The organism is Terribacillus aidingensis (assembly GCF_900215625.1).
Taxonomy (GTDB): Bacteria; Bacillota; Bacilli; order Bacillales; family Amphibacillaceae; genus Terribacillus; species Terribacillus aidingensis.
This window is the reverse complement of record NZ_OBEK01000002.1, coordinates 342,535-355,048: the sequence shown is the minus strand read 5'-3', so window position 1 is coordinate 355,048 and position 12,514 is coordinate 342,535. Positions and strand designations below refer to the sequence as shown.

12 protein-coding genes are annotated in these 12,514 nt (G+C 35.9%); 7 read left to right on the top strand and 5 right to left on the bottom strand.

Annotation, left to right across the window (positions count from 1 at the left end; all coding sequences use genetic code 11):
* Positions 1-440: 440 nt before the first annotated feature.
* The 4 genes from CRO17_RS17465 to CRO17_RS17350 form a co-directional block, all read right to left on the bottom strand.
* Positions 441-605, bottom strand: a complete 165-nt coding sequence (locus tag CRO17_RS17465) for a hypothetical protein (RefSeq protein WP_179636890.1) — start codon at positions 603-605, stop codon at positions 441-443.
* Between the two features lie 1,354 nt (positions 606-1,959).
* A complete protein-coding gene (locus tag CRO17_RS07040) occupies positions 1,960-2,961 on the bottom strand; it encodes a hypothetical protein (protein ID WP_097040714.1) in 1,002 nt (333 codons plus the stop codon).
* A 133-nt stretch (positions 2,962-3,094) separates the two neighbouring features.
* Positions 3,095-5,293, bottom strand: a complete 2,199-nt coding sequence (locus CRO17_RS07035; protein ID WP_097040712.1) for an AAA family ATPase — start codon at positions 5,291-5,293, stop codon at positions 3,095-3,097.
* 13 nt (positions 5,294-5,306) lie between these two features.
* Positions 5,307-5,471 carry a helix-turn-helix domain-containing protein gene (locus CRO17_RS17350; RefSeq protein WP_143595999.1) on the bottom strand — a complete coding sequence of 55 codons (165 nt, stop codon included), beginning with the start codon at positions 5,469-5,471 and terminating at the stop codon, positions 5,307-5,309.
* A 146-nt stretch (positions 5,472-5,617) separates the two neighbouring features.
* Here CRO17_RS17350 and CRO17_RS07030 point away from each other — a divergent pair, with 146 nt between their 5' ends.
* From CRO17_RS07030 to CRO17_RS07010, 5 genes are read left to right on the top strand one after another with little or no spacing between them, the layout of a single operon-like run.
* Positions 5,618-5,806 carry a hypothetical protein gene (locus CRO17_RS07030; protein WP_097040710.1) on the top strand — a complete coding sequence of 63 codons (189 nt, stop codon included), beginning with the start codon at positions 5,618-5,620 and terminating at the stop codon, positions 5,804-5,806.
* Positions 5,807-5,839: 33 nt separating this feature from the next.
* Complete coding sequence (locus tag CRO17_RS07025; protein ID WP_097040709.1) at positions 5,840-6,568, top strand: hypothetical protein; 729 nt, start codon at positions 5,840-5,842, stop codon at positions 6,566-6,568.
* Between the two features lie 48 nt (positions 6,569-6,616).
* The gene (locus tag CRO17_RS07020) at positions 6,617-7,501 is read left to right on the top strand and encodes a hypothetical protein (RefSeq protein ID WP_097040707.1); all 885 of its coding nucleotides are present in this window, start codon (positions 6,617-6,619) and stop codon (positions 7,499-7,501) included.
* Between the two features lie 16 nt (positions 7,502-7,517).
* Positions 7,518-7,829 carry an HU family DNA-binding protein gene (locus tag CRO17_RS07015; protein WP_425444427.1) on the top strand — a complete coding sequence of 104 codons (312 nt, stop codon included), beginning with the start codon at positions 7,518-7,520 and terminating at the stop codon, positions 7,827-7,829.
* A gap of 57 nt (positions 7,830-7,886) precedes the next feature.
* Positions 7,887-9,743 carry a LysM peptidoglycan-binding domain-containing protein gene (locus tag CRO17_RS07010; RefSeq protein ID WP_097040703.1) on the top strand — a complete coding sequence of 619 codons (1,857 nt, stop codon included), beginning with the start codon at positions 7,887-7,889 and terminating at the stop codon, positions 9,741-9,743.
* Between the two features lie 85 nt (positions 9,744-9,828).
* On the opposite strand, the gene CRO17_RS07005 is transcribed toward CRO17_RS07010, so the two are convergent.
* The gene (locus tag CRO17_RS07005; RefSeq protein ID WP_097040701.1) at positions 9,829-10,629 is read right to left on the bottom strand and encodes a hypothetical protein; all 801 of its coding nucleotides are present in this window, start codon (positions 10,627-10,629) and stop codon (positions 9,829-9,831) included.
* Positions 10,630-10,916: 287 nt separating this feature from the next.
* On the opposite strand from CRO17_RS07005, the gene CRO17_RS07000 reads away from it, so the two are divergent.
* Together CRO17_RS07000 and CRO17_RS06995 are read left to right on the top strand one after the other, a co-directional pair.
* Positions 10,917-11,123: a YonK family protein gene (locus CRO17_RS07000; RefSeq protein ID WP_097040699.1), complete on the top strand. Its 207-nt coding sequence runs from the start codon at positions 10,917-10,919 to the stop codon at positions 11,121-11,123.
* Between the two features lie 12 nt (positions 11,124-11,135).
* Positions 11,136-12,329, top strand: a complete 1,194-nt coding sequence (locus CRO17_RS06995) for a hypothetical protein (RefSeq protein ID WP_097040697.1) — start codon at positions 11,136-11,138, stop codon at positions 12,327-12,329.
* Positions 12,330-12,514: the final 185 nt, after the last annotated feature.

The window sequence follows — 12,514 nt, the reverse complement described above, 5'->3', positions numbered from 1 at the left end:
GAGTCCTCCTCTTGAATTGAGGATCCGCTAAAAAGTCCCCGTAACTAATCGGACGTGCTGTTATACGTTTTGATATTTAATGAATAAGTTACCGCTTTAAGTTGATTGGTCTGTTATATAATTTTATTTTATCTCAGTATGTAGAAGGGAAAGCATACCCTTCTTTACTTATCATGTTATTTGGTACGTCTTTCAACTACAATTGAAATGATGGTGACTATAGTTGCAACAAGTAAAGCTATATCCGCTATTGTCTGTAAGGTATCTCCAAAAGGATAATCACGTATAGTAAGATAAAGTAATACGAATACAAAAAATGAGTATTTAGAGGAATATTGTATTAGTTTCTTCATGCTTGCATACACTCCTTATAAGGTGTTATATTATAGATAAGTGATATGGGAAAGGGTTTTTAACCCCTTCCCTAGATAATGATTTGATTAGCGTTTCTTACGTTTGCGTTTTTGGTTGGTCGCCGAGCGCTTACGTTTGGAACGCTTTTCTTGTTTCTTGTATGCCATGTTTTGGACTTTCTCTGCTATTGTGATGAAAGCTAGCAGGATTGCTGTAACTTTGGCTACGTAGAGCAAGATTAAATCAAACATTATTACCACCTCCTATAAGTAATATTATACAGGAAAATCGATACAATTACAATAATTATTTTATTTTACTTGTTTATTTATTAAGTAAATATTTGATATGATAGATGGATTTATAGATTAATAAATATAGTTGTATTGTATAAAGTGAGTATAGATGTAGTCGGAATCCCAGCCGCTGTTACAATACGATTTCAAAAGCATTAACGCCCTATGGAGCAAGCTGACTGTTAACAATCTATTTTTAAAAAAAGCTACTTCCTCGGCTCTGAAAACTGGATTCTCTAAATACATACAATTACCAATATTAACCATAACCTGCGCATAACGTATCTTATGCGCAGGTTTTTAGTGTAAGGGGGGTACAAAAACATCCAAAATTCAGCTTCTTATCCCAAATATTCCTGTAGCTCTTACATTTACACACCTCTACTATTTTTGCGTTTTCCCTTGCCCGGTTCCCATTTTAATCGTCAACTCAATCGTCAGCCTCCTGATCTATGCATATATCTCCTCCTCCACTTACTATTATCTCTCCCTCTTTTTATCTCCACATGTCTTAATATTCGTTTATACCAACTATCCTGCGATTCAATAATCTTCATATGCCTCCATCTAGCCTAATCATATCACTCAGTATGCATCTTCATTTGTCCATAAGCTCCAATTTTACGATTGAACGGCTTCTTCCTCATCCTCAATATGGCGCCCTAATTCCCTAAATTTTATTTAACATTTTCCTAACACCTGCTTAAACTAATAAATGTATCATCTAAATAGGAGGTGATATATATGCGCTATGAGTTAGTCTCCGTTGTAAGAGACATGGGTGAACGAGTTATAACCTTCAGAGATACAAATACAGATCGAGAATACATATACTACCTTACTGAAATAAGACACGTTAGACTCCCCTACTTTAAATCCTTCATTCTGCCTCTACTTGCGGACATTAGATCAGGTAAGTATGACACCATAGACCCCATATAAACAAGTGTCAGACCCGAAACTCGGGGATGACAAAACTATATATAATACAATTTAGACTAGCAGCGAAGCGGGTAGGATAAGTTGTATTATATATAGTCCTAATATACAGAGTTAAGTTACGTAAAATATGGGTGTTACTTTGCAAAGGACGCAAAATAACACATTGATTAGTACAAGAAAATCACTTGTACTAATCGTCTTAAATATTAATACATAGGCAGAAAACAAAAAATATGCCTTTTCAAACATCCTAAGTATATATATATTAGGTACTTTGAAAAGGCATATTTTTTTATATTATCTATCTAAATGTATGAAAACACATATTTACTACCCATTCTCCTCGGGAACTTTTGAAAAGACATATCTACATTGTATCTGCCTTACGATCAATCAGTATAGAGGTTAAGCTTTGTACGTCCTTCGGATAAGATTCTTCTGATCTAACTTTACCGCTCTTGCCATTTAGAAATCCTTTTGCATGCCTTCTTGCTGCATTCTTATTAAGACTCTCAATTACCTTCTTATTTACTTTCTTAACGTTCTCAGCTCCACTTTCAAGCGCTACATTAATTGTCTGGTTGGCTAGTTGTTGATGCTCTTCATTGGCGTGGTTCTCATTTAATGTAATGTGGTAAGCATTGAAATAATATGATATCTCACTGTTCTTAGCCAATAGTTCTTTAACGTTCTCCTTGAATAATTCCCAACCACTGGATTTTCTCACGCTGTCTATGTCTCCATATCCCATCGTATTAAGTACTGTCTTCTCCAGATTCATAATTAATTGTGCTTCTTCATATGTTGGTTCCCTTAGCTCGTTGTTCTGTGTAACTACTATTTGACTCGTTTTATACATAAGCAACCTTTTATTTTGCAGCTTCTTTAATGCCGTTTCAATAGCATTTTTCAAGTTATTATCCGTAGTGGCATAAAAGTCCTTTATGGTGCTTGTCTTGATATCCACCACTTCTGATAATTTATCTGGCCGATTAATGAATCGATGATAATTTTCGTTAACTACCTTTAACGCCTTCATAAGTCTGGAACGACTAATCAGCAGCTCCTTCCCTGAATTACTTCTTATTAGTAGCTCCAATATAAGCATCTGCAGATAATCACCGTATACATTTCGATTTCCACGACTGCCTTTGCTCAGTCCCCTGTTGTCTTGTTTAGGCAGGGGGGTATTATAAACATCATTAATCAGATACTTATGCCCCTGTTTAGTGAACATACAGTATCTGCTGAGCTCCTTCAGTTGGTATTCTCTGTTTTTACTACTCGTCTTGAACTCAATCTTTAACAAAGAGCAAAGCTCCTTATAGTTCTTAATTATTAATCCTTCTTTTAAACCATCTGTATTCAATTCGACCATCCTTTTATTTTACTTTTAAGGGGTCTTAGAGCCGCTGTAGTGTCTCCGAGTGTAATGACACTCGAAACAATTAATATCGTCTCAGAGACTCCTATATAACCGTATCACTTAGTTTTATTTTATTTTAGAAACTAAATCCTTGCTCCTGTTCTTCTAGCATATCTCTAAGAAAAGTATTTCTTTGAAGATTGGTCATTTTCTTTAACGCATAGTTGTAAGTTTCAGCCTGAGTAATAATAATAAGCTTCTCCTTAGCCCTTGTAATTCCTGTATACAGTAAATTGGTATTAAGGCTAAATTTATGAGATTTGTCTATAAGCATTATTACTGCAGGGGATCCCGAACCTTGACTCTTATGTAATGTTATACACCATGAGTGCATCAATTGCTTCAGTTGATGTGCTTCTAAAGGTATCTCAGAAGATCCAAAATCTACGATAATCTCTTTTTTATCTGGATTAACATCGATAATTTTACCGGTATCACCATTAACAATTGTAGTTAGATCGCCCTGAACATCCTCGATATTGTAAGTATTTGTTGTATTCATAGTGTAGTCTTGTACTCTAAAAGTAACTTCATCCTGACCATGAGTGATTTCTTTCTTCTCAATTGATTCAGGATTTACTACGGATTGTATGTATTTATTGATTTCGACTGTCCCAAACCCATTCTTCTTTGTAGGTGATAAAGCCATTATCTCTTCAGGATCGTATTCTTCAAGTAGTTTCTTATAGTAATAAATAAACCCATCTTCCATTTTTTCTTGGGGAACACATGCTATAGTACAGTTGTTACCGAATTCAATTATCCCCTTATCTGAATTATCGAGGAATCTCTCCTGTTTCCTGGTTCTTGTTGCTATATCTAAAATGCCCCCTTCTTTCTGTCTGAATACTTGAGTAAGAATTGTCTTAGGAATGTCACTATTAATAAGATCGTGCAATATGTTTCCAGCTCCTACCGAAGGAATCTGTGCATTATCGCCAATAAATAGTATCCTGACATTAGGATTTACGCATTTACTTAGCAGCTTCGCACACAATACCGAATCCAACATAGAAGTCTCTTCCACTATTACAAACTCACTGTTTACCTGCTGGGCTTCTTCCATATCTGGACTTAATCCCACTCCAATTGCCTTGTGTATGGTTGTAACTGGCCTATCAGTATATTGTGCTAATACTTTCGCAGCCTTGGCAGTTGGAGACATCATGGAATACGTTTTACCCAATGTTTCGATAATCTTAATTAGAATTGAAACCAGCATACTTTTTCCTGCTCCCGCGTTACCTACCAGCAATTGAAAGTTATATTTAAACATATTAATGAAGAAACTTCGCTGTTCCTCACTTAATTGAATGCCACTCTGCTCTGCTTCCTCATCTAAAAATCTCTCTACATCAAGTTCTAAAACGCCACTACCACAACTTGATAATTGTTTTATTTTATCTGATATGGTCTTCTCAGCTTTGTATAGGGACTTAAGTGCGAGCCGATCATTATGTACATAGAGACCTTGTGTATTATGAATCTGCTCACTAATTGATGTGTGGTTTACATTAATAAGTGCATGTACTTCATCAATTGCTTTATCGATAGTGCAATAAACATGACCTTTATTAGATTCTTGATCAACTACATATTCAATTGCTGCTTGTATTCTATAAGGATCGTTGGCTTTAACACCGAGGCTTTGCGCAACTGGGTCCGCTGTTTTAAACCCTATGCCATTTACTTGAGTGATACAATATGGATTTTTCTTCATCTCTGAGATAAGCTGAGCAGAAGTCTTGAAATGCTTAATTAACTTTATAACTAGGTTCTGAGGGAGTGAAGCTTTACCTAGAAATGCAAAAGCCGCTTGGTACTCCTTACTCTCTCTTACTCTGTCTTTAATTTTTCCATAAATAAAGACACCAATACCATAGATGTTTTTATAATCGAGTTTATCTTCTTCGATAAGTTTAAGTATATTTCCGGAAGGATGAACTTTAAGTATTTCTTCTACCTGTTTATCTGTAAGTATGTATCTAAGGTATTCGATCTGTCCCTCTCTTGTTTCAGGTATAGGCTCGAAAATTGAATTTACCTTATAGCTAATTCCATATTTACCCTTCTCCCTTTTAACATTTGCTTTATATTCTTTGTATAGATTTAACCTGAATGGTAAATTACCGTTTATAGTAAAGTTGCCATAATTGTTAAGCTCAACCTTATTTTTTTCCTTAGTATCACATGCATATACTCCATAGCCCGTTGCTGTATCGTAAAATACTTGTCTCACTGGTTTAACTAGTATTTCGAATGAATTGTTCTCCATTAATATCTCTCCTCTATTTTAATAGTGCAGTCCATTTGCTTAATAAGTGTTCAGGTATCGGGCGCTTATCGTTCTCCATCATGCTTATGTATTGTTTAGATAGTACAAGCTTTTTTGCAATATCGCATGCTTTTATGTCTAACCCTATCCTCATCATCTTTAGTTCTTTTCCAGTCAATAGTCTCACCTCCCTGTTAACTTGTTCACAATAAACATTACATAATTTTACTTATCTTGTCCAGCAAATAAAATAAAATATAATTGACTAATACTTCGTTGCGTTATAAAATTAGGTTATTAGGTACATAAGGAAGGAGGCAGCGTATGGAATACAACTTTATAATTACTTCAAGTGAGGTGATTGAGTATCTTGAGGAAAAGATTAAAGACAACCTGGCCTATGATGATGAGTTAGAATTGTATGAGGACTACAAATGGAATGGAACTATTAACACCGGCCGTTATACATACCAGTTATTAAAACGTGAAATTGAGAATAATCTATTTTATTAAGTAAAATAAAATTATATATGAGAGGAATAATTAATGGGAGCAGTTAAACGTGATATACATAAACATGAACATCCCTTCCGCTTTCTTTCCTTCAGTGATGAGGAAGTAATAGAAGGATTAATTAGAAATAGAAGTGAATTCGATGACTTTTATCAATTAAGTACATCTCAACAGTTTGATTTAGAAGAGGTAGCCAATATTGCCATAACGCTCGCCGAACAGCGACTTAACATTCATAGAAAAGAGCTTTTTTTAAAGAAGCAGCAAGATGGAGAAATACCTTTACATATAAAGTTTAAGCCTGTCAGACTTATGGTGAATAGATATGATCCTTCTCTCTGGGAAAAATTCATCTCTGCCTCTCACCTAGCCCAAACAAATCCAGAAATTTCAGCTGTTTACGGAGATTTAGATTACTACATTCACCAAGTACCGCTATCTCATAAGCAACGAAAGATAATTGGACTGTTTGAAGCAGGACTACGAGAAGCTGATATTGCCTTACTCTATAATCAGAAAGCACAAGCAATTACCAAAAACCTAAAGACAGCTTGTAAGAAGATCAGAGATCAATATGTCAAGCAGTGGAAATACTCAATGGCCGATGAAAACTACATTAAAGTTGAATGGAACTACTCTGAATGTATTTATTGCAAAAAGGTATTACCTTTAACCGAAGATTTCTTTATAAAAGACAAACAAAAGAGCAATGGATTTAAGTCTAAATGTAAGAAATGCGCTACCATGACGCAAAACGGATAAATTTCATCAAAAAAAACCGATTATATATAAGTGAGGGAGTAGATAAAAGTGATATTTACAATAGACCTCCCTAATGGCGGGATGCATACATTACACTCAAGTGCTTCTGATTCAGGTACTGAATTAGTTAATCAGGTACAGCAATACATATTAGATAAGTTCGATAACTACATAACTAACTATACTACCTTCCATGGCACTAGAAAGATGTTACTCGATTGCGCTAACTACCTTCTACGTGAAACTCAGGAAGGTGGAATCCTTACACCTGACAAGTACTCCACGATTAATAAGCGAGAAACCGTTATATCAAACTTGGCTAATCAAAGTGTATATGATTACTTATACGGCTATTCTGAATTCAACAACGATCAGGGATTCTATTCTGCTGAAATCGAGTCAATTGACCAAGATCTTATTGAAGATTACCGAAATGAGATTATCCCAGAGCTCTCCCCCACTATAAACGCTGAGTACAGAGATTCAGCAAAAGCTAAAAAGTGGAGAGATACTAAAACTTATAAAATGAATATTCTCTACAGCACTAAAGATAAGTACATTGAGGTAGGTGATGATGATGTGTTTACATATGATTTGAAGAAGAACGAAGCGGGTGAATGGTCTGCTGAATACCCTAAGTTTGATGGAAGCACTATACACTTTAGCAAAGAACTTATACATGAAAGCAGAAATGGCAGAATTCCGATAGATGCTGATTACATATCAAACTGGTCTTACATAGATACTGAAAACAATTTTAAATTTAATGGTGAATATTTCATAGTCGATAAGTCTTGTAAGCAATATATCGTATTGGATGACAATGAATCTAAAATGGATCATGTGCTTGGGTTTTACATCAAAGACAATAATGAATATATCTTCTTCGATGAAAATATTGAAGACATAACTAAATTTGTTAGTAAAAAGTAAAATAAAATTATATTCGATAAGGAGGGAACAAAATATGAACAAAGCAGAATTAATTAAAGAGGTAGCAATTAAAACGGGAATTTCCAAGAAAGACACTGAAGCGGCGGTTAAAAGCACACTCAAAACAATTAGTGAAACCTTAGCAAAAGGTGAAAAAGTGCAACTGGTTGGGTTTGGTACTTTTGAAGTTCGTAATCGTGCCGAACGAAAAGCTCGCAACCTACATACTCAAGAAGAAATGGTCATTCCTTCGGGTAAAACCCCTGCCTTTAAGGCTGGAAAAGAGCTTAAGGAGGTGGTAAAAAAAATATCCATACAAGTAAAATAAAATTACAACACAGAATTAATCGCAGCAACTATTAATAAAAAGAGAGAGGTTATAATTTTGGCAACTACTACATACACAGTTAAATCTGGAGACAACCTAGGAAGCATCGCACAGAAGTTCGGCATGACGCTGGCTCAAATCCAATCTTTGAATAACATTTCTGATCCAAATAAACTTCAGATTGGTCAAAAACTAAAAGTCTACTCCACTTCTGGTGGTTCTACTGGTGGCGACTCCACACGCGCGACTACTACTTATACTGTTAAATCTGGAGACAATTTGGGCAGCATCGCACAGAAGTTCGGCATGACGCTGGCTCAAATCCAATCTTTGAATAACATTACTGATCCAAACAAGCTTCAAATTGGTCAGAAATTGAAAGTCTATTCTTCTTCAGGTGGCTCTACAGGCGGCGGTTCCACTCGTCCAACCTCTACATACACAGTAAAATCTGGAGACAATCTAGGCAGTATCGCACAGAAGTTCGGCATGACGCTGGCTCAAATCCAATCTTTGAATAACATTACTGATCCAAATAAGCTTCAAATCGGTCAGAATTTGAAGGTCTACTCTACTTCAGGTGGTTCTACGGGAGGCGGTTCCACTCGTCCAACCACTACGTACACAGTTAGATCTGGAGACAACCTAGGCAGTATTGCACAGAAATATGGCATGACGTTAGCTCAGATTCAATCATTGAACAATATCAGCGATCCAAACAAGCTTCAAATTGGTCAGAAATTGAAAGTTTATGCCTCTTCAGGTGGCTCAACTGGCGGTTCTACTCGCCCGACTACTACATATACAGTTAAATCTGGAGATAATCTAGGCAGTATTGCACAGAAATATGGCATGACAGTGGCTCAAATTCAATCATTGAATAACATTAGTGATCCTAACAAGCTTCAAATTGGTCAAAAATTGAAAGTCTATTCCTCTTCGGGCGGGTCTGAAAGTGGAGGGTCTTCTCGTAAAACCATTACTTATACTATTAAATCTGGAGATAACCTAGGTAGTATTGCACTGCGTTATGACATGACGGTGGCACAAATTCAATCTTTGAATAATATCAGTGACCCAAATAAAATTCAGATTGGACAAAGAATAAAAGTTTATGATAATGGTAGCAGCAATGATGGTGGGAAGGATACTCCAACCCAAAAAACCACTACATATATCGTTGTATCCGGAGATAACTTGAGTAGCATCGCACAACGTTTTGGAATGACATTGTCCCAAATCCAATCGTTAAATGGTATCAGTGATCCGAACAAGCTTCAGGTTGGCCAAAAATTGAAAGTTTATGACAATGGTAGTGGCAGTGATACTGGAAAGGATACTTCGACTCCAATCAAAGGTGGAACTGGTAAAACAGGTAAATATGTATCCGAAAGTCAGCTAAATCACATTGGATGGCCAAGTTCAAAAATTTCAGATGCCATGTTAAAAGATTTAAATAGCTGTTTAGAAAGATATCATATTACAACTCGTTCTAGAATCACTCATTTTCTTGCCCAATGTAGTCAGGAATCAGCATGTGGGGTATATAGAACAGAGTTAGCCAGTGGATGGGATTATGAATACAATACATCCAAAGGTGTTAAACTAGGTAATACACAACCAGGCGATGGTCCAAAGTACAAAGGAGGGGGTTATATTCAATTAACTGGTCGTTACAACTATACTGCTTTCTCAAAAGCAATTGGTGATCCAGAAATAGTAAACCAAGGTGTTAATTATGTCGCTTCTCATTATCCATGGACTAGCGCAGGATTCTGGTGGCATAACAATAATATGAATGCGCTATGTGATACAAATCCAACAGTAAGAGCTGTGACGTTAAGAGTAAATGGTGGTACAAATCACTTAGCAAACCGAGAGATGTATTACGCAAAAGCTATTCAAGTATTTTAATTTAATACTAGGGCGGTTCATAAAAATTACGAACCGCCCCTTTTTTATAGTAATCTCAATATTATCGGTGACAGTGATATCTAAGTCAATTACTGTTCATAGAATCAATGAGCTTAATGATTTCTTCATTGTTGCCCGTATCAACAGAAACTTTCTTTGTATTATTAATGATATCCTCTGTTATTTCACGAATTACTCCTTCTCCAAGTTCATCATCAGGAACACCATCCCAGCGCAAAGGAACGGAGTAAACATTAATTGTGCCATCACCATTACTACTATATGTTACCGAACCATCAACTAAGCGACCACCTGCTAACTGGATAACATCTTCAGGATAAGCAGCACTTTCATTATTATCAGGTTTAACTAATTCACCAGCTGCAATATGTCGAATATTTAATTCATCTATGTCTTTTATAGTTCCAAGTTGTAACCAAACTCGGGCGTATTCAATCTGAGCAGCTGAATAATTTGATAATTCATCTTCTTCTTTGGGTTCAGATCCACTATCCGATTCTTGTTTTTTTGCATCATCTGAAGAGGTTTCCTTAGATTCGTTTACAGAAGATTCTCCTTTTGAAGTACTCTCGGACTCATCTGTTGTAGTCTCTTGCGTTGTAGATGCATCAGAACTGTCTGTAGTAGATTCATCTGAACTCCCTGTTCCAGATACTTCTGTGTCTTTTGTAGATTCGGATTTATCTTTATCTACTTGATTGTTCTCTTCTGTTTTGTTAGTTTTATCGTCGGATTTTTGAGTGGCTTCACTATTTGAAGCATCAGTTTTTGCTTCATCGTTTGTACCGCCTGAACACCCTACGAGCAACAGCACAAGCAATAATAGAGCGACATTACAATAAAAAACCTTTGTTAATTTCTTCATAAAGCCAATCCTTCCCTTCCATTACATTCCATTCCAACATATCACACTGGTATGGTATGTCAATAATGGAAATGAAGTGTAAAGATTCTTACAATAGTAAAATTAGCTTTCCTAATAAACTTTTAATAAATCTCCCTTTCTAATTTGGGGAGGTTTTTTAGAATATTTGTATCAAAATACAGCTGATTCTACAGATGTATTTAATGCAAATATAAATCAACTCAGTTTGTGAGATGTTAAATACAAAGTATAAATAAATACAGGATCAATTAGGAGGAGAAATTAATATGGCGAAGCAAAACATCACCCAAACGTTTAAAAAAGCAAAGATTGATTTAGAAGCGGGCACCCTGACTGAATATGATGACGAAATCAAAGTTTACCAGTTAGAAGAAATACTTGACGCTTTTGAAGGAGAAAATCGTATGATTGATATCACCATCAAGGAAGCATCAGAACTTGAAAATTATAAGTTAGATAGTTCTATAGACTAAGGTGGTGACTAGATGACTCACGACATTTTACAAAGAGGAAATAATGAAAGCTTTCTAGACTATCAAGTTCGACTCTTCTCTAATAAAGATACCTATAAAACATCTTTTGATGAGATAGCTGATTTGTTAAATAAAGAATATGGAAGCAACTATGGAGAATCAAAATGGCGCAAATCCTTTAAAGAATATTGCAATTGGAAAGATTACATCCTTTCCAAGAACCTCGATAAAGAAATCCTAGATAAATACGAAGAAATGCGGGTTGAGGCAGAGAAAGAGAAAATTCGAAAGCTCGACCAGAAACGTGAATACAACAAAGCTATCCGAAATCAAGCAAGATTTGAGAAATTGAGAGATGATTTGCAGGATGGGATTCAGTTACTCGAGCGAAAGAAGCCTCTTACTTTTAAACCCTCTAGTTCAACTGTCGAAAATGTCAAGCATGGACTAGCTTTATTCAGTGATTGGCATTTCGGTATGGAAGTAGATAACTCTGTTAATAAATTCAATAAAGAGATATTTGATGCTAGGGTTAATTTATTGGTCTCAAAGATTGTAGACTATGGACTCAAGAACGAAATACATACACTACATGTTGCTAATTTAGGAGACCAAATTAGTGGTACCATACATATAAGCACCAGAGTGCAATCAAACGAAGATTTAGTAGAACAAGTTCAATACGTATCTGAAGTTCTCAGCGAAATTGTATCACACCTCTCCTCTATCTTTCCTAAGGTTGTTTATTATAACGTCATCGGCAACCATGGTCGATCCGGCAAGAAAGACGAAGTTGGCTTAAAAGAGAATTACGAGTATCTCATTCCGTGGTATATGGAGGCACGTTTGAGAAACCATCCTAATGTAACTATTAAGACTGACAAAGATGGTTATATCTTAGACAAGATTTTTGATGAAGAAGTTGTATATGCACACGGAAACTTTGACAATCCAAATCAAAGTGTAAATCGCCTTCCTCAGCTTCTAGGTGTAATTCCAAAGCATATCTTTACAGGACATATTCATCACAAATTCAGCAAAGAATATGGTGTTACAAGAGTTCACGTCAATCCAAGTTTGATTGGAGCGGATGACCACTCTACTTCAGGACGTTATGGCGGAAAACCCGCTCAATCTTTCTTTGTTTTTGATAAAGAAGATGGCTTAGAAAGTGAGTATTATATTCGTTTAGATAAAGTGAAATAAAATTACCGTAGGGGATGGAGCCTAGCCCTCCCCTCTTTCATGCCTGCATAAATCATTAACAGGATAAATTGGTGATTTTATTTTAAGTTCCCCGCTTCACACCTCGAAATATCTTTTACAAGTGTCTGGCAGTGGTCTCCCCTTTCCACTTCTGCCGGGCACTTTCTAAAGGATATTTCGATCCT